We start from the raw sequence: 17,203 nt of genomic DNA, 5'->3' as shown, positions 1-17,203 counted from the left end.
GGCATGACGAGTGCCGGTTCATAGCAGCACGCAACACGCAAAATTGCTCCGAGGACAAGCCTTGCCGGATATGAGCGGTTTGCCTGGCAAAGTTGCGGAAAATTGCGGGAAATCGCGCCTTGAAACGCTCCAAATCCGTAAACTTTTGCGAGATCGGGCCGAAGTTTCTTGCGGCGCAGCGGCACACGTCTTAGGGTGGTCGCATTCCCACAATCAGAGTCGTGAGGCGAAAGGCTTCACGACGCTTGTCAGGAGATGACGATGTCCTTCCTTGCCGCTGCGCTCGACCGTGTGAAGCCGTCCGCGACCATCGCGGTCACGGACAAAGCACGGGCGCTGAAAGCGGCGGGCCGCAACGTCATCGGGCTCGGCGCCGGCGAGCCGGACTTCGACACGCCCGCCAACATCAAGCTGGCGGCGATCCGCGCCATCGAGGCCGGCAAGACCAAGTACACCGCGGTCGACGGCATCCCCGAGCTGAAGGAAGCCATCATCGCGAAGTTTCAGCGCGAGAACGGTGTCGCCTACAAGCCGAACCAGATCATCGTCGGCACCGGCGGCAAGCAGGTGCTCTACAACGCGCTGATGGCGACCATGAATCCGGGCGACGAGGTAATCATCCCCGCGCCCTATTGGGTCAGCTATCCTGAGATGGTGGCGCTCGCCGGCGGTGAGCCGGTGCCGGTGGTCTGCACCGCCGCGACCGGCTTCAAGCTCGGGGCCGAGGCGCTCGATCGCGCGATCACGCCGAAGACCAAATGGGTGATCCTGTGCTCGCCGTCGAACCCGACGGGGGCGGCCTACACGAGGGCCGAGCTCAAGGCGCTCACCGACGTGCTGGTCAAGCACCCGCATGTCTGGGTGATGACCGACGACATGTACGAGCACCTCGTCTATGACGACTTCCAGTTCACCACCGTCGCGCAGGTCGAGCCGAGCCTTTACGACCGCACGCTCACGGTGAACGGCGTGTCGAAGGCCTATTGCATGACCGGCTGGCGCATCGGCTACGCCGGCGGTCCGGCGCAGCTCATCAAGGCGATGTCGACTATCCAGTCGCAATCGACCTCGAACCCGTGCTCGATCGCGCAGTGGGCTTCGGTCGAGGCGCTGAACGGTCCGCAGGACTTCATCCCCGCCAACAACAAGGTGTTCAAGGAGCGCCGCGACCTCGTCGTCTCCATGCTCAACCAGGCCAATGGCATCGAGTGCCCGCGGCCCGAGGGTGCGTTCTACGTCTATCCGTCCTGCGCCGGCACGATCGGCAAGAAGGCGCCGTCGGGCAACGTGATCTCGAATGACGAGCAGTTCGTCACCGAGCTGCTGGAGACCGAGGGCGTCGCCGTGGTGCAGGGCTCGGCCTTCGGCCTCGGCCCGGCCTTCCGCATCTCCTACGCGACCAAGACCTCCGACCTCGAAGACGCCTGCAAGCGCATCCAGCGCTTCTGCGGCAATCTGCGGTAAGCTTCTTGCGACATGCGATTTCACCCTCTCCCCCTGTGGGAGAGGGTGGATCGCCGCGAAGCGGCGAGACGGGTGAGGGGTTCTCTCCGCGAGTCCCTCTGCCAGTTCAATGCGCGGAGACAGCCCCTCATCCGGCGCTTCGCGCCACCTGCTCCCACAAGGGGAGAAGGGAAGACAGCGCACCAATTCGTCGCGCACGATCTGGCACGTGCAAAGCTCTTGTGGCATAGACCATCGCGCGGCGTGTGCCGCGCTCTCTCTGCTCGCATCACATTCATAGCCGGAGATCTTTCATGCGCCGTTCGTTCATCTTCGCCGGGCTCGCTGCCGCCAGCCTTGTTGCCTCCGTCGCAAACGGCGATGCGCAGCAGCAGCGTATGGTTCGCGTCGGTGTGCTCGAATGCCGCGGCGGCGCCAGCGTCGGCTTCATCGTGGGATCGGTAACCAATCTCGGCTGCGTGCTGCGCGCCGATGGCTTGCCTGAAGACCGCTATGTCGCAACGATCCGTAAAGTGGGTCTCGACATCGGCATCACCCAGGAGACCACGCTCGCCTGGGGCGTGTTCGCGCCGGTCGATCGGCTCGGCCCCGGCGACCTCTCCGGCAATTACGCGGGCGCGCAGGGCAGCGCCTCGGTCGGTGTCGGCTTAGGCGGCAACGTGCTGGTCGGCGGCTCCAACAATTCGATCGCGCTCCAGCCGCTCAGTGTGCAGGGCCAGGTCGGCCTCAACGTCGCCGCCGGCCTCGAGAGCCTGGAACTCCGTCCGGGCCGCTAAGCACCAAGGACAGTACTGCTTCCACCTCTTCCAGTCGGGAAGAGGTGGAATACGCCGGCTCATCTCTAAGACGTTACAACGGATCTAAGGGACGACGCACCGCAGCGACGTTTGTTGCTTGCCAAATCTCGGCGACGGGCAGAGCATCACCGTTTGCCGACCCAATCACGGGCCGAGCTCCACACCAGGGAGGCGGCGAAATGGGACAAGACGTCAGAAGTCCCCGAGGTCCACGGTGCATTGCGCTGGTGGGCCCTTTCCAAAGCGGTAAAACCACACTTCTTGAAGCAATCCTGGCGCGAACGGGCGCAATCCCGCGCGCCGGCAGCGTCGATGCCGGAACGTCCGTCGGCGACGCCACGCCCGAGGCCCGTCACCACAAGATGACCGTCGGCCTCACTGCTGCGACCACGAGTTTCATGGGCGACAGCTATACCTTCCTGGATTGTCCCGGTTCCGTCGAATTCGCCCACGACATGCGCGCCGCGCTGCCCGCGATCGATGCCGCGGTCGTGGTCTGCGAGGCCGACGAGAAGAAGCTGCCGCAGCTTCAGATCATCCTGCGCGAGCTGGAAGAGCTGAAGATCCCGCGTTTCCTGTTCCTCAACAAGATCGATCGCGCCAGCCAGCGCATCCGCGAGACGCTCGCGATGCTCCAGCCCGCCTCGCGCGTGCCGCTGGTGCTGCGCCAGATCCCGATCTGGAAGGGCGATCTGATCGAGGGGTTTGTCGATCTCGCGCTGGAGCGCGCGTTCATCTATCGCGAGCACAAAGCCTCCGAGGTGGTCGCACTCGAAGGTGGCGATCTCGATCGCGAGAAGGAGGCGCGCTTCTCGATGCTGGAGAAGCTCGCCGACCACGACGATGCGCTGATGGAGCAGCTGCTCGAAGACATCCAGCCGCCGCGTGATGCCGTGTTCGACGATCTCGCCCGCGAACTCCGCGAAGGGCTGATCTGCCCCGTGCTGCTGGGATCGGCGGCGCGCGAAAATGGCGTGCTGCGCCTGATGAAGGCGTTGCGCCACGAGGCGCCCGGAATCGCGGAGACCGCAAAACGGCTCGGCGTTCCCGACACCAAGGATGCGCTCGGCTACGTCTTCAAGACGCTGCATTCGCAGCATGGCGGCAAGCTGTCGCTGACGCGGTTGCTCGCCGGCCATCTCGACGACGGTGCGACGCTGCAATCCTCCTCCGGCGGGACCGGCCGCATCTCCGGCATCCTCGCCGTCAACGGCGCCTACGACACCAAGCGTGCCGCGGCGGACGCCGGCGACACTGTCGCGCTCGCCAAGCTGGACCTGTTCAAGACAGGTGACACGGTTTCGAACGGCAAGACTCCGCCGGCTGCGCTCGCCGCCCCCGAGCCGACGCCGCCGGTGCTGGCGATCTCGATCGCGTCCACCGACCGCAAGGACGACGTGAAGCTCGGTCAGGCCCTGGCTCGCCTGCACGAGGAGGATCCCTCGCTGGTCATCGTGCAGAATCCCCAGACCCATGACACCGTGCTGTGGGGGCAGGGCGAGATGCATCTCCGCGTCGAGGTCGAGCGCTTGCGCGACCGCTTCGGCGTCAAGATCTCCTCGCATCCGCCCGCGATCGGCTACCAGGAGACCATCCGCAAGCCGATCACCCAGCGCGGCCGCCACAAGAAGCAGTCCGGTGGCCATGGTCAGTTCGGCGACGTCGTGCTCGATATCAAGCCGCTGCCGCGCGGCGAGGGCTTCAAATTCGCCGAGAAGGTGGTGGGCGGCGCGGTGCCGCGCAACTACATCCCGGCGGTGGAGGAGGGCGTCATCGACGGATTGGCGCGCGGTCCGCTCGGCTTCCCGGTTACCGATGTGGAGGTGACGCTGACCGACGGCTCCTATCACAGCGTCGACAGCTCCGATCTCGCCTTCCGTACCGCGGCGCGGATCGGATTGAACGAAGGCCTGCCGCAATGCCAGCCGGTGTTGCTGGAGCCGATCCACGTCGTCGAGATCGTCTGTCCGACCGACGCCACCGCCAAGATCAACGCGATCCTGTCGGCGCGGCGCGGCCAGATCCTCGGCTTCGACACCCGCGACGGCTGGAGCGGCTGGGACTGCGTCCGCGCCATGATGCCGGAAGCGGAGATCGGCGAGCTCATCGTCGAGCTGCGCTCGGCCACGGCCGGCGCCGGGAGCTTCACCCGCCAGTTCGACCACATGGCCGAAGTCACCGGCCGCGCCGCCGACCAGATCATCGCCGCGCATCAGCACGCGGCGTGAGTCGGTTAGCGGTCGCGTAAGGAGGCGTCACTCTCTCACTCCCTCTCCCGTTCTTCACGGAGAGAGGGAGGGAGGGGTTGTCTCCACGCGCGCGGTTGGAATCGTAATCGAGCTCATGAGCCGGATGGGCGTACGCTCAAGGCAATAGCGTGCCTTGCCTCTCATCCGGATCGCGCCGGACGATGCTGCGCATCGCCCGGGGGGCGATATAGCCGAAGCTTCGCTTCGGCGTTCTTGAAACGGCCGCCGGAAGGCGGCCTACGTCTCTCCCCCGGAAAAGCGGCGAAAGGGTGAGCACTTGCGCTCACTCCCATATGATGTATTTTACATCATTGTACACGCTTCAGATATCATTTATAACTCCTGATACGTGAGGCCGCGGTGATCACGTCATTCCAGATGCGGGCAGCCCGCGCGCTGCTCGGCATTGACCAGAAAACCCTGGCCGAGCTTGCCGGCGTGTCGCTGCCGACCATCCAGCGGATGGAGGCCTCGACCGGCAATGTTCGCGGCGTGGTCGAGACTTTAATTAAGGTAGTCGAGGCGTTCGACCGGGCCGGCGTCGAGCTGATCGGCGAGCAGGCGCGCAGCGACAGCGGTGGGCGCGGTGTTCGCCTGAAGGAACCGGGGCCGCCGCGCCGCGTGGGGGCATGATCGCTGCGGTGATCATGCCTGCAAGAAGATGAGCTAACGCACCGTCGCGTCCGAGATCGCGGCCGCACGATGCAGTGTGTGGGGGCCGCGGAGCATGAGCATCACCAGCGAGCGGGCAGGCGGGCTGCATCGGCTGCGCCGACCGACTTTCGCCGAACTATACCTGCCGAAACTCGTCACGGTCTGGCGCGAGGGCTATGGCCTATCGGATTTCCGCGCCGATGTGTTCGCCGGCCTCACCGTCGCGATCGTCGCGCTGCCGCTGTCGATGGCGATCGCGATCGCTTCCGGCGTGACGCCGGACCGCGGCCTCTACACCGCCGTCGTCGGCGGTTTCATCGTGTCGCTGCTCGGCGGCAGCCGCTTCCAGATCGGCGGGCCCGCCGGCGCCTTCATCGTGCTGGTCGCGGTGACCGCGGAGCGGCACGGCGTCGACGGTGTCATCCTCGCCACCATGATGGCGGGCGTCATCCTGATTGCCGCGGGCCTGCTGCGGATCGGCACCTACATCAAGTTCATTCCCTATCCTGTCACGGTTGGCTTCACCGCCGGCATTGCCGTGATCATCTTTGCCAGCCAGTTGCACGATCTCGGCGGCATCACGCTGGCGGGGAAGGAGCCAAGCGAATTCGTGCCGAAGCTCGTCGCGCTCGCGGACGGCCTGCACACCGTCAATCCGTCCGCGGTTGCCGTTGCGCTTGCCAGCATCGCCATCATCGCTGGCTTACGGGTCTGGCGGCCGTCCTGGCCCGGCATCCTGATCGCGGTCGTGTTCGCCGCGGTCGTATGCGCGGTGCTCTCGCTGCCGGTAGAAACCATCGGCAGCCGTTTTGGCGGCATCCCGCGCGAATTGCCGTCGCCGGCGCTGCCCGCATTCTCGCTTGCCAAGGCGAAAGCCGTGCTCCCTGACGCGATTGCGTTCGCGCTGCTGGCCGCGATCGAATCGCTGCTGTCGGCGGTGGTGGCCGACGGCATGACCGGACGCCGTCACCGCTCCAATTGTGAGCTGGTGGCGCAAGGTGTCGCCAATATCGGCTCGGCGCTGTTCGGCGGCATCTGCGTCACCGGCCTGATCGCGCGCACGGCGACCAACATCCGCGCCGGCGCACGCGGACCGCTCGCGGGCATGCTGCATGCGGTCTTCCTGCTCCTGTTCATGCTGATCGCGGCGCCGCTTGCGAGCTACATCCCGCTCGCAGCGCTCGCCGCCGTGCTCGTGGTCGTCGCCTGGACCATGGCGGAGAAGCAGGAGTTCGCGACGCTGCTGCGCTCGTCCTGGGGCGATGCCGTGGTGCTGCTCGCAACCTTCCTGCTCACGATCTTCCGCGATCTCACCGAAGGCATTCTGGTCGGCTTCGCGCTCGGCGCGGTGCTGTTCATTCATCGCATGGCGGAGATGACCGGCATCGAGGAGCGCACGCCGCTGGTGACCGCCGATCGCGCTGATGACGGCAATGGCGATCGCGTGCCCTACGATGCCGCGCTCGCGGTCGATCGCGACGTGCTGGTCTATCGCATCACCGGCGCGTTCTTCTTTGGCGCAGCCTCGGCCATCGGCAACGTGCTCGATGACGTTGGCGACAAGCGCAAGGGATTTGTGGTCGATTTCGCCGCGGTGCCGTTCCTGGATTCGACTGCGGCCAACGTGCTCGGCCGCGTCGCCGTCAAGGCGCATCGCCGGGGCATCCGCCTGTTCATCACCGGAGCCACGCCCGCGGTCCGCCGCGCGCTGCTCACCCATGGCGTGACGCCGCCGCGCGCCCGCTATCGCGAGACCATCGAGCGCGCGGTCTCGGACATCAAGGGCGGTGCTGCCCAGCCCGCGGCCGCCGACGCAGCCGGGAGCTGATGTCGCACTGAGTCTCCCGGCTTGACAGAGCCCGCGGGACGCGAAATGGATCGCCTCCAAATACGACCCCAAGGAGACGATGACGGTGACCAAGGCTCCCGCAGCCTGCTTGATCGGATGGCCGGCCGCGCATTCGCGCTCGCCGCTGATCCATCATTACTGGCTGCGCACGCTCGGCATCGCAGGCGGCTATGTCATCGAGGCGGTTCCGCCTGATGATTTACGCGACTTCGTGCTGCGGCTGTCGCTGCGCGGCTTTGTCGGCGCCAATGTCACCATCCCGCACAAGGAGGCCGCCCTCGCATTGTCCTCGCCCGACGCGCGGGCAAGGGCCGTGGGCGCTGCCAACACGCTGTGGTTTGAGGACGGCGAGCTGCGCTCTACGAACACCGATGTGGAAGGCTTCATTGGCAATCTCGACGCCAGCGCGCCCGGCTGGGACAGGGCGGAGGAAGCGCTGGTGCTCGGGGCAGGCGGTTCCTCGCGCGCGGTCGTGTTCGGCCTGCGCGAGCGTGGCGTCAAGCGCATCCATCTCGCCAATCGCACCATCGCGCGGGCCGAGACACTTGCAGGACAGTTCGGACCGAACGTGCATCCCGTTGCGTGGGACGCGATCGACGACCTCTTGCCGCGCGCAAAACTTCTCGTGAACACGACCTCGCTCGGCATGCATGGCCAGCCGTCACTCGACGTCGATGTCGCGCGCCTGCCGAACGAGGCCGTCGTTGCCGATCTCGTCTATGTCCCGCTGGTGACGCCGCTGCTCGGGGCCGCGCAAGCGCGCGGGCTCAAGACCGCCGACGGGCTCGGCATGCTCTTGCACCAGGCGGTGCGCGGCTTCGAACTGTGGTTCGGCCGCAGGCCTGAGGTGACGGCCGAGCTGCGCGCATTGGTCGAGGCTGATCTCACAAAGACTTGAGAGAATAGTCAGCGTCCTTCGGCGTTCTCGATCCGTGGGGACAATCGAAGGCCAGCATGCTCCAAGAATTGAGGGAATAGCGGTGGTCACGCGGGGGTTGCCGTGTCTGACCACCGCAACGCCCTGGAGGGACAATGCCATGTCAAAGCTGACCAACTGGATGCCACGCGCTGTCGTGGCTGCCTTCATCACCTGCATCGCGACATCATCCGTCTCGGCGCAGCAAGCGCCGACGGTGCGTATCCGCGGCACCATCGAGAGCGTCGACGGCAACATGCTCGGCATCAAGACGCGCGAGGGCAGCGACGTGAAGGTGAGGATGACCGATAATGTCGCGATCTTTGCCGTGGTGAAGACGGAGCTCTCCGAGATCAAGGAAGGCTCCTACATCGGCGTCACCGGCATGCCCGAGCCCGACGGCACTCAGAAGGCGATCGCGGTCCACATCTTCCCGGAGAACCAGCGCGGCGCCGCCGAAGGTTTTCGCCCCTGGGATGCCCGCGCCAATTCGACCATGACGAATGCGACCGTGGCGCAGACGGTGAAGGGCACCGAGGGCCAGAACATCACGGTGAAATACAAGGACGGCGAGAAGAAAGTCGTGGTGCCGCCGGACACCCCGATCGTCACCTTCGTTGCCAGCGACAAGTCGGAGGTGAAGCCCGGCGCCAAGCTGATCATCTTCGGCGCGGCGAAGAAGGAGGACGGCTCGCTGGAGGCGAACCGGGTGAATGTCGGGCGGGACGGGATCACGCCGCCGATGTGAGGCTGTGCGGGACGCCCCGCTCTCGCACTCCCTCGCCCGATGTGCCTTGTGAGCAGCCGATCGCTCCACAAACTCGTCATGCCCGGGCATAGCCGTCCGCGAGGACGGCGTCGCTTCGCTCGCCTATATCCCGGGCATCCATGTCTTGTTTTGCAGGAGTGAAGAGGTGGATGGCCCGGGACAAGCCGGCCATGACGATGTGGAAACGGTAGCACCAAAAATCACGCCGTTTTCATATGCGATTGCCCTGCCGCGGAAGGGCGGGGAGAGGTTAGACTAGCACTCACACCGCAATCACGTGATCGTCGATCTCGTCGATCCGGTTGACGCCGCACAGGCCCATCGTGGTCAGCAGCTCCTTCTGGATGATGTCGATCGCCTTGGCGACGCCGGCCTGGCCGCCTGCGCCGAGCCCATAGGCATAGGCGCGGCCGATCATGCAGGACTTTGCGCCGAGCGCGAGCGCGCGCATCACGTCCTGGCCGGAGCGGATGCCGCCGTCGAACATGATCTCCATCTTGCCGCCGACCGCATCGGCGATCTCCGGCAGCACCTCGATCGAGGATGGCGCGCCGTCGAGTTGGCGGCCGCCATGGTTCGACACCACCAGCGCCTGCGCGCCGGTCTTCGCCGCTTCCTCGGCGTCCTCGACGTCGAGGATGCCCTTGATGATGAGCTTGCCCGGCCAGATGCTGCGGACCCACTCGACGTCCTTCCAGTTCAGCGACGTGTCGAACTGCGATGCCGTCCACTCCGCGAGGCGGTTGAGATCCTCGGTGTTCTTCACATGGCCTGCGATGTTGCCGAAGGTGCGGCGCTTGCCCTGCAGCACGCCCGAGACCCAGGCCGGCTTGCTGGCGAAGTCCAAGAGCTTGGACAGCGACCATTCGGGCGGCACCGTCATGCCGTTCTTGATGTCGGCATGGCGCTGGCCGATCACCTGCAGGTCGACGGTGAGCACCAGCGCGCTGCATTTGGCGGCGGCGGCGCGCTGGATCAGCTCCTTGATGAAGCCGCGGTCCTTCATCACGTAGAGCTGGAACCAGAACGGCTTCTCGACATTGGCGGCGATGTCCTCGATCGAGCAGATCGACATGGTCGATTGCGTGAACGGGATGCCGGCGGCCTGCGCGGCGCGGCAGGCGTGAATTTCGCCGTCGCCATGCTGCATGCCGAGCAGGCCGACCGGCGCGAGGATCAGCGGCATGGTCGAGGGCTCGCCCAAAATCGTGGTCGAGGTGTCGCGCTTGGAGACGTCGATCAGGATGCGCTGGCGAAATTTGATCGCCTGCAGGTCCTCGCGGTTGGCGCGCAGCGTTTCCTCGGCATAGGAACCGCGGTCGCAATAGTCGAAGAACGCCTTCGGCACGCGGCGCTTATGCAGCGCACGAAGATCGTCGATACAGGTGATGTGCTTCATGAACGTTCCCCGGCCCATCTCGTAGCGGAAGTCTTGCGTCGGAAGATTGAGGGGTCATCTAGCATGGTTGGATGCACAGCCCAATCGTTTGAGAGGAGGGCGCCATGGCCAAGCCGCACGCGGGACCGTCGCCGGAACAGATCAAGGAGAAGGAGGCTCTCGACGACGCCCTGGAAGAGGGGCTGGAGGAGACCTTCCCCGGCTCCGATCCCGTCAACGTCACCCAGCCGCCGCCGAGCCGCGACGATGGGCATGTCAAGCGCGCAGGCTAGGGCGGGTTCCGGCTCGATTTCGGCGCTGCGGTAGGAAATATAGTGTTAACAGCCGCTTATGTGACGGAGGGAGTACCTCTGTTCCGTAACGATTGATCACATTTTTTGAAGCCAAGTTGGCCGCGTTGGGCTTATAAGACCTCAGCAAATCAGGGATGCGGGGCCCGCCCGGGCAGCCCGTGGTTGTAGAGGGGGTCCCTGGTTGTTGTGCTGGGGGACGATATGAGCCGCAAATATTTCGGGACTGACGGGATCCGGGGCCGCGCCAACGGACTGATCACGCCGGAGCTCGCGCTCAAGGTCGGCCAGGCCGCGGGCCTTGCGTTTCAGCGTGGCGACCACCGCCATCGCGTCGTGATCGGCAAGGACACCCGCCTGTCCGGCTACATGATCGAATATGCGATGGTCGCGGGCTTCACCTCGGTCGGCATGGACGTGCTGCTGGTCGGCCCGATGCCGACCCCGGCGGTGGCGATGCTGACCAAGTCGATGCGCGCCGATCTCGGCGTGATGATCTCGGCCTCGCACAATCTGTTCGAGGACAACGGCATCAAGCTGTTCGGCCCGCAAGGCTTCAAGCTCTCCGACGATGTCGAGAAGCAGATCGAGCAGTTGCTCGACGAGCCCATCGACAAGCGGCTCGCTCAGAGCGCCAGCCTCGGCCGCGCCCGCCGTATCGACGGCGTGCATGACCGCTACATCGAATTCGCCAAGCGCACGCTGCCGCGCGACCTTTCGCTCGACGGCCTGCGGGTCGTGGTCGATTGCGCTCACGGCGCCGCGTACAAGGTCGTGCCGGAGGCGCTGTGGGAGCTGGGCGCCGACGTGGTGCCGATCGGCGTCGATCCCGATGGCTTCAACATCAACAAGGAATGCGGCTCGACCTCGCCCGAAGCTCTCTCGAAGAAGGTGCGCGAGATGCGCGCCGACATCGGCATTGCGCTTGATGGCGACGCCGATCGCGTCATCCTCGTCGACGAGCGCGGCCATATCGTCGACGGCGACCAGCTCCTCGCAGTGATCGCGCAGAGCTGGAAGGAAGACGGCCGCCTGTCGCGGCCCGGCATCGTCGCCACCGTGATGTCCAATCTCGGCCTCGAACGCTTCCTGAAGGGGCAGGGGCTCGATCTCGTGCGCACGCCGGTCGGCGACCGCTACGTGCTCGAGCAGATGCTGAGCGGCGGCTACAATCTCGGCGGCGAGCAGTCCGGCCACATCATCCTGTCCGACTACGCCACCACCGGCGACGGCTTCGTCGCTGCGCTGCAAGTGCTCGCGGTGGTGCAGAAGCTGCGCCGCCCGGTGTCGGAAGTCTGTCACCGCTTCGATCCGCTGCCGCAGATCCTCAAGAACGTCCGCCACAAGGGCGGCAAGCCGCTCGATGATTCCGACGTGAAGTCGGCGATCTCCGACGGCGAGAAGCGCCTCAACGGCCACGGCCGCCTCCTGATCCGCTCCTCCGGCACCGAGCCCGTGATCCGCGTCATGGGCGAAGGCGAGGACCGCATCCTGGTCGAGGACGTGGTCGACACCATCGTCTCCGCGCTGGGCCAGGTCGCGGCCTAAGGTCTTTCAAGCAGGAGCGGGGTGGGTGATCTCACCTCACGGGCACTATCGTTGGGTGGGCAAAGCGACAGCGTGCCCACGCTTCTGTCGCCGCAATGAATAGGTGGTGGGCACGGCGCAGCGCGCCTTTGTCCCTTACGATTCCTGTCTCCAGGCGAGACCCTGGACCCTCATGGTAGGGAGCCCGCTGAAGGAGGCGTCTCGAACCATGCACGCCCCGCTGCCGCGGCGCGCGTTAGCAGATCCTGTTTCGTCGCAACACTCCTTCATCGATCGTTAGCAATTGCGCCGCCGGGGCTGCTGCATTTCTGCAACGCTCGCGCCGCGTCCGCGTGTGCACTCAGAAAAAATCAACCTTAAAAATTAGGGTTAAGTGGCGCTTAAGCATTTGCTGCCATCGTCCGGGTCGCGAGTTTCCAGAACGTGGGGCGTCTGCATTTTGCCTCACCGGCCATAAGGACGAAGCCAATGCGTAGCGTTAAGTCTCTCCTTGCCGCGGGTGCGGCAACCCTGATCTCCTCGGTGGCGTTTGCCGCCGACATGCCGATCGCGGCACCGCCCCCCATGTACGCGCCGCCGGCTCCGCCCGCCGACTTCGGCGGCTGGTATCTGCGCGGTGACATCGGCATCAGCAATCAGAAGGTGAACAAGCTCACCCCGAGCTTCGTGGATCCCGGTATCTCCGTTGCGTCGACGCAGGGCCTCGGCTTCGACTCGGCGGGCATCTTCGGTCTCGGCGCCGGCTACCGGTTCAACAATTGGTTCCGCGCCGACGTGACCGGTGAGTATCGCAGCAACGCTAATCTGCATGGGCTCGATCTCGTCAACTTCAACGGCGCTCCCGCGTTCACCGATGAGTATCACGGCAGCAAGTCGGAATGGCTGATCCTCGCCAACGCGTACGTCGATCTCGGCACTTGGTGGTGCATTACCCCGTTCATCGGCGCCGGTGTTGGTACGTCGCGCAACACGATTTCGAACTTCCAGGATATCAACACGCCGAACGCTGGTGTTGCGTACGCGCCCAACGCTTCGAAGTGGAATTTCGCATGGGCCGCGCATGCCGGTCTTGCTTACAAGGTCAACCCGAGCCTGACGCTCGAACTGGCTTATCGCTATGTGGATCTCGGAGACGGCGTCACCGGCGCTCTTACCGACTTCACCGGCTTCACCCGCGGCCGGACCATGCAGTTCAAGGACATCACATCGCATGACTTGAAGTTCGGCGTGCGCTGGAATCTCGACAGCCCGCCGGTCTACGCAACGCCGCCGCTCGTCACCAAGGGCTGATCTTCTAGCCCATCGCTTAACGTCTCTTAACGGCGCGGGGCCATCCCGCGCCGTTTTGCTTTTCGGGTTTTTCATGGCGCAACGGCGACGAAATCGCGCCGGACGCAACCATTGGTTAAGGTTAACGAGCCATGATCATCGCAACAGTTCGAGAGTTCGATGGAGCGTTGCGATGCGTAGGCTTTGGTTGGTGGCGGCGGTGTTCGGATCGATGTCCGCCGCACACGCGGCCGACATGCCGGATCTGCCCGTCCTGCGCGGCGGCTTCACCGACGGCCTGTCCAAGACGTCCCGTAATTGGGATGGCGCCTATTTCGGCGTCAACGGCGGCTACACGGCTGATGCGACCGATTTCAGCCAGAGCGTGGTTGGCCTGACCAACTACATCTTCCGCGACAGCGTGCTGCAGCAGCCGACCGCGAATTGGTCGCTGATGAACAAGACCAACACGCAGAGCACGAATTTCGGCGCCTTCGTCGGCCGCAACTGGCAATGGTACGATGCCATTCTCGGTCTCGAGGGCACCTACAGTCACTTCAACAATCTCTACACGCAGACCAGCGGCTCCAATCAACTCGATATCATCAATCCCCCCGGTGACATTCACCCCGACAACGTGACCGATCATTGGAACGTAAAGTTGACTGGTACCGCCGCGGCACAGGTCAAGGACATGATTGCGCTCCGCGGCCGCGTGGGCTGGGATGGCGGCGATTTCATGCCATACGCGTTCGCTGGCGCTGCTGTCGGCCGCATGGACGTATCGCGTACCGTGACAAGCGACGTGACGTTGACCCAGGTGATGACGACGACGGTCGCTGGCGTCACGACGATCGTCACGAACGGACCGAACCCCGTTCCCGCGCAGTCCCAGACGCAGAGCCAGCGCCGGACCAACGCCTTCGCGGTGGGCTGGACTGCCGGCCTTGGCGTCGAATACTGCATCTGGAACGGTCTGTTCGCGCGCGTCGAATACGAATATGTGAAATTCTCGCCGGTCATGAACACCTCGGTGACGCTGAACAATGCACGCGTCGGGCTCGGCTACAAGTTCTGACACAGCATCGCTGCATCGCGGTTGACAGCCCCGCATCGTCCTGATGCTCTGTCGCCTCAACGCGGGGCGAGGCGATGAAGATCTACGGCGACAGCAATTCCGGCAATTGTCTGAAGGTGAAGTGGGTCTGCGATCATCTCGCACTGCCCTATCAATGGATCGAGATCGACACGCGCAAGGGCGAGACGCGCACGGCGCAGTTCTTGGCGATGAACGGCGCCGGTCAGGTGCCAACCGTCGCCTTCGAAGACGGCCGCACGCTGGCGCAGTCCAACGCCATCATCCGCTATCTCGCCCGCGACAGCGCGCTGATCCCGCGTGACGCCTTTGCCGCGGCCAAGATGGACGAATGGCTGTTCTGGGAGCAATACAGCCACGAGCCCTATATCGCGGTGTGCCGTTTCCTCATCGTCTATCTCGGCAAGGCTGCCTCGGAGCTCGACCCTGAGAAGGTCAAGCGCGGCTATGCGGCGCTCGACCGCATGGAGCAGCATCTGGCAGCAAGCCGTTTCTTCGCAGGCGATGCGATCTCGCTCGCCGACGTGTCGCTGCTCGCTTATACGCGCCTCGCGCATGAAGGCGGCTTCGATCTCGCTCGCTATGCGGCCATCCGCCGCTGGATCGGCGAGGCCGAGGCCTCGCTCGGTCTGCCGCCGGCGCGCTGAGCCCATCGCCCGAGTTTTGGAGTCCCGGTATGAACGATAAGTCCGTCTCGATTCGCCCCGCGCGCCGCGAGGATGTTCCCGCGATCGTGGCGATGCTCGCCGACGATCATCTCGGCCGCGCCCGCGAGCGCGTCGAGGATCCGCTGCCCGCCGTCTACTACGAAGCGTTCGAGCGCGTCGCGCGCGATTCCAATCTCTCGCTCGTCGTCGCCGAGAGCGAGGGCAGGGTGGTCGGCTGCCTGCAACTTGCGGTGCTCGCAGGCATCAGCTCGCAAGGCGGCATTCGTGGCCTGCTCGAGGATGTGCGTGTTGCCACTGATTGTCGCAGCCGTGGCATCGGCGAGCAATTGGTGCAATGGGCCGTCGCGGAAGCCAAAGCGCGCGGCTGCAATCTGGTCGAGCTGCTGACGCATCAGACGCGCGTCGATGCGCAGCGCTTCTACAAGCGGCTGGGATTTGCAGCGAGCCATGTCGGCATGACCGTCCGCTTTTGAGGCGCCAGGAGCGTTTTCGAGCGAAGTGGATAGCGGTTCGCGTAAAGAAAACGCGTCAATACAAAAATCCAGAGTCCCATGTCGATTGTATCGGAATGGGGCTTCGGCCGCAGACGTTGTGCAAGCTACCAAATCGGATCGCGCATTCGTTCATCTTAAGAGCTGATAAACTACCCGCCCGTCGTTCATGTGGAAGCAGGAACGAACGGTGCTACGCAACGTCAGACACCGGGCTCGGTCGGTTCGGGGATTTCGATGACAAGCTATTCCATGATCAAGGTCGGCAACGGCTACGTTGTGCAGGCCAATGACAAGTGCATTTTGAAAGTCGGCAGTCGCCGCCGGGCCGCGCAATTGATCAGCGAGGCCACGGACTTGCTGAATGCGCTCACGCCGGTTGAATCGCCCGATATCGCAGCCGAGCCGCCATCACTCCGGCGTGAGCCGCCGGAACTTTCTTGACTGGTCTGCCCGATTCCCGTATCAGCCGCGGCGGGACACCTCCCCCCAACGGGAGGCTTACTATCTGGAAGGGTAGATCATGACTGTAGCGAAGCCCGCTTCACGGCCGACCGTGCCGCATTTCTCCTCCGGCCCCTGCGCCAAGCGCCCCGGCTGGAATGCCCAAAATCTCAAGGACGCAGCGCTCGGCCGTTCGCATCGCGCGAAGGTCGGCAAGACCAAGCTCAAGCTCGCGATCGATCTGACGCGCGAAGTGCTTGAAGTCCCCGCCGATTATCGCATCGGCGTCGTGCCCGCGTCCGATACCGGCGCGGTCGAGATGGCGCTGTGGTCGCTGCTTGGTGCCCGGCCCGTCACCACGCTCGCCTGGGAATCCTTCGGCGAGGGCTGGGTCAGCGACATCGTCAAGGAATTGAAGCTCAAGGACGTCACCAAGCTCAACGCTGCTTACGGTGAGATCCCCGACCTCTCCAAGGTGGACCCCACGAGCGACGTCGTCTTCACCTGGAACGGCACCACCTCGGGCGTGCGCGTGCCGAACGCGGACTGGATCAGCGCGACCCGCGAAGGCCTGACCATCTGCGATGCGACCTCGGCCGCGTTCGCGCAAGCCCTCGACTGGCCCAAGCTCGACGTCGTCACCTTCTCCTGGCAGAAGGCGCTCGGCGGCGAAGCCGCGCACGGCATGCTGATCCTCTCGCCGCGTGCCGTTGAACGGCTCGAGACCTACAAGCCGGCCTGGCCGCTGCCGAAGATCTTCCGCATGACCAAGGGCGGCAAGCTCAACGAAGGCATTTTCGTCGGCGAGACCATCAACACGCCGTCGATGCTCTGCGTCGAGGACTATCTCGATGCGCTGAACTGGGCCAAGTCGATCGGCGGCCTCAAGGCGCTGATCGCCCGCGCCGACGCCAACACCAAGGTGCTGGCCGACTGGAAGGCGAAGACGCCGTGGATCGACTTCCTCGCCAAGGACGCATCGATCCGCTCCAATACCTCGGTGTGCCTGAAGTTCACCGATCCCGCGATCACCTCGCTCTCCGACGACGCGCAAGCGGAGTTCTCCAAGAAGCTCGTCGCCCTGGTCGAGAAGGAAGGCGCCGGCTACGATTTCGCCTATTACCGCGATGCGCCGGCGGGCCTGCGCATCTGGTGCGGCGCCACGGTGGAGGCCAAGGACGTCGAGCTGCTGACGCAGTGGATCGACTGGGCCTTTGCCGAGACCAAGGCGCAGCTCGCCAAGGCGGCCTAAGTTCTTACCCTCCCCTGGAGGGGGAGGTTCGACGCACCGGCGAGCATG

16 protein-coding genes are annotated in these 17,203 nt (G+C 64.6%); 15 read left to right on the top strand and 1 reads right to left on the bottom strand.

What is annotated here, in order from left to right:
- The first annotated feature begins 261 nt into the window (after positions 1-261).
- The 7 genes from AC5V87_RS34770 to AC5V87_RS34740 all read left to right on the top strand — a co-directional run bounded on the left by AC5V87_RS34770 (position 262) and on the right by AC5V87_RS34740 (position 8,677).
- Positions 262-1,464 (top strand): pyridoxal phosphate-dependent aminotransferase, encoded by a 1,203-nt coding sequence (locus AC5V87_RS34770; protein ID WP_456842629.1) that lies wholly within the window; start codon positions 262-264, stop codon positions 1,462-1,464.
- A 293-nt stretch (positions 1,465-1,757) separates the two neighbouring features.
- Positions 1,758-2,240 (top strand): DUF992 domain-containing protein, encoded by a 483-nt coding sequence (locus AC5V87_RS34765; protein WP_456842630.1) that lies wholly within the window; start codon positions 1,758-1,760, stop codon positions 2,238-2,240.
- A 200-nt stretch (positions 2,241-2,440) separates the two neighbouring features.
- The gene (locus AC5V87_RS34760) at positions 2,441-4,489 is read left to right on the top strand and encodes an elongation factor G (RefSeq protein WP_456842631.1); all 2,049 of its coding nucleotides are present in this window, start codon (positions 2,441-2,443) and stop codon (positions 4,487-4,489) included.
- 381 nt (positions 4,490-4,870) lie between these two features.
- Entirely contained in the window at positions 4,871-5,143 is a 273-nt protein-coding gene (locus tag AC5V87_RS34755) for a helix-turn-helix domain-containing protein (protein WP_008566993.1), read from the top strand.
- Between the two features lie 94 nt (positions 5,144-5,237).
- Positions 5,238-6,992: a SulP family inorganic anion transporter gene (locus AC5V87_RS34750; RefSeq protein ID WP_495369179.1), complete on the top strand. Its 1,755-nt coding sequence runs from the start codon at positions 5,238-5,240 to the stop codon at positions 6,990-6,992.
- A 79-nt stretch (positions 6,993-7,071) separates the two neighbouring features.
- Entirely contained in the window at positions 7,072-7,911 is an 840-nt protein-coding gene (locus AC5V87_RS34745) for a shikimate dehydrogenase (protein WP_456842633.1), read from the top strand.
- 139 nt (positions 7,912-8,050) lie between these two features.
- On the top strand, positions 8,051-8,677 hold the full coding sequence (locus AC5V87_RS34740; protein ID WP_456842634.1) for a single stranded DNA-binding domain-containing protein: 627 nt from the start codon (positions 8,051-8,053) through the stop codon (positions 8,675-8,677).
- 283 nt (positions 8,678-8,960) lie between these two features.
- Here the strand turns inward: AC5V87_RS34740 and AC5V87_RS34735 are convergent, their stop codons facing one another.
- Positions 8,961-10,097 (bottom strand): alpha-hydroxy acid oxidase, encoded by a 1,137-nt coding sequence (locus tag AC5V87_RS34735; protein WP_495369178.1) that lies wholly within the window; start codon positions 10,095-10,097, stop codon positions 8,961-8,963.
- Between the two features lie 104 nt (positions 10,098-10,201).
- Here AC5V87_RS34735 and AC5V87_RS34730 point away from each other — a divergent pair, with 104 nt between their 5' ends.
- The 8 genes from AC5V87_RS34730 to AC5V87_RS34695 all read left to right on the top strand — a co-directional run bounded on the left by AC5V87_RS34730 (position 10,202) and on the right by AC5V87_RS34695 (position 17,155).
- The gene (locus AC5V87_RS34730; protein WP_456842636.1) at positions 10,202-10,369 is read left to right on the top strand and encodes a hypothetical protein; all 168 of its coding nucleotides are present in this window, start codon (positions 10,202-10,204) and stop codon (positions 10,367-10,369) included.
- A 222-nt stretch (positions 10,370-10,591) separates the two neighbouring features.
- A complete protein-coding gene (glmM, locus tag AC5V87_RS34725; RefSeq protein WP_456842637.1) occupies positions 10,592-11,935 on the top strand; it encodes a phosphoglucosamine mutase in 1,344 nt (447 codons plus the stop codon).
- A 468-nt stretch (positions 11,936-12,403) separates the two neighbouring features.
- Positions 12,404-13,225, top strand: coding sequence for an outer membrane protein (locus AC5V87_RS34720; protein WP_456842638.1), 822 nt, complete (start codon positions 12,404-12,406; stop codon positions 13,223-13,225).
- A gap of 172 nt (positions 13,226-13,397) precedes the next feature.
- A complete protein-coding gene (locus AC5V87_RS34715) occupies positions 13,398-14,282 on the top strand; it encodes an outer membrane protein (RefSeq protein ID WP_456842639.1) in 885 nt (294 codons plus the stop codon).
- A 74-nt stretch (positions 14,283-14,356) separates the two neighbouring features.
- Positions 14,357-14,947 (top strand): glutathione S-transferase family protein, encoded by a 591-nt coding sequence (locus AC5V87_RS34710; RefSeq protein ID WP_495369177.1) that lies wholly within the window; start codon positions 14,357-14,359, stop codon positions 14,945-14,947.
- A gap of 29 nt (positions 14,948-14,976) precedes the next feature.
- Positions 14,977-15,441: a GNAT family N-acetyltransferase gene (locus AC5V87_RS34705; protein WP_456842641.1), complete on the top strand. Its 465-nt coding sequence runs from the start codon at positions 14,977-14,979 to the stop codon at positions 15,439-15,441.
- Between the two features lie 255 nt (positions 15,442-15,696).
- Entirely contained in the window at positions 15,697-15,903 is a 207-nt protein-coding gene (locus AC5V87_RS34700) for a hypothetical protein (protein WP_235540530.1), read from the top strand.
- 79 nt (positions 15,904-15,982) lie between these two features.
- A complete protein-coding gene (locus AC5V87_RS34695) occupies positions 15,983-17,155 on the top strand; it encodes a phosphoserine transaminase (RefSeq protein WP_495369176.1) in 1,173 nt (390 codons plus the stop codon).
- The last annotated feature ends 48 nt before the right edge of the window (positions 17,156-17,203 follow it).

The organism is Bradyrhizobium sp. SOJA106, assembly GCF_059448745.1.
Note: the sequence above shows the minus strand (reverse complement) of the source record. Positions and strands in the feature narration are given on the sequence as shown.

Coding starts and splice junctions, on each gene's coding strand:
- AC5V87_RS34705 (WP_456842641.1), top strand. CDS start 14,977: ATGAACGATAAGTCCGTCTCGATTCGCCCCGCGCGCCGCGAGGATGTT.
- AC5V87_RS34715 (WP_456842639.1), top strand. CDS start 13,398: ATGCGTAGGCTTTGGTTGGTGGCGGCGGTGTTCGGATCGATGTCCGCC.
- AC5V87_RS34765 (WP_456842630.1), top strand. CDS start 1,758: ATGCGCCGTTCGTTCATCTTCGCCGGGCTCGCTGCCGCCAGCCTTGTT.
- AC5V87_RS34770 (WP_456842629.1), top strand. CDS start 262: ATGTCCTTCCTTGCCGCTGCGCTCGACCGTGTGAAGCCGTCCGCGACC.
- AC5V87_RS34730 (WP_456842636.1), top strand. CDS start 10,202: ATGGCCAAGCCGCACGCGGGACCGTCGCCGGAACAGATCAAGGAGAAG.
- AC5V87_RS34735 (WP_495369178.1), bottom strand. CDS start 10,097: ATGAAGCACATCACCTGTATCGACGATCTTCGTGCGCTGCATAAGCGC.
- AC5V87_RS34695 (WP_495369176.1), top strand. CDS start 15,983: ATGACTGTAGCGAAGCCCGCTTCACGGCCGACCGTGCCGCATTTCTCC.
- glmM (WP_456842637.1), top strand. CDS start 10,592: ATGAGCCGCAAATATTTCGGGACTGACGGGATCCGGGGCCGCGCCAAC.
- AC5V87_RS34700 (WP_235540530.1), top strand. CDS start 15,697: ATGACAAGCTATTCCATGATCAAGGTCGGCAACGGCTACGTTGTGCAG.
- AC5V87_RS34750 (WP_495369179.1), top strand. CDS start 5,238: ATGAGCATCACCAGCGAGCGGGCAGGCGGGCTGCATCGGCTGCGCCGA.
- AC5V87_RS34745 (WP_456842633.1), top strand. CDS start 7,072: ATGACGGTGACCAAGGCTCCCGCAGCCTGCTTGATCGGATGGCCGGCC.
- AC5V87_RS34710 (WP_495369177.1), top strand. CDS start 14,357: ATGAAGATCTACGGCGACAGCAATTCCGGCAATTGTCTGAAGGTGAAG.
- AC5V87_RS34760 (WP_456842631.1), top strand. CDS start 2,441: ATGGGACAAGACGTCAGAAGTCCCCGAGGTCCACGGTGCATTGCGCTG.
- AC5V87_RS34740 (WP_456842634.1), top strand. CDS start 8,051: ATGTCAAAGCTGACCAACTGGATGCCACGCGCTGTCGTGGCTGCCTTC.
- AC5V87_RS34720 (WP_456842638.1), top strand. CDS start 12,404: ATGCGTAGCGTTAAGTCTCTCCTTGCCGCGGGTGCGGCAACCCTGATC.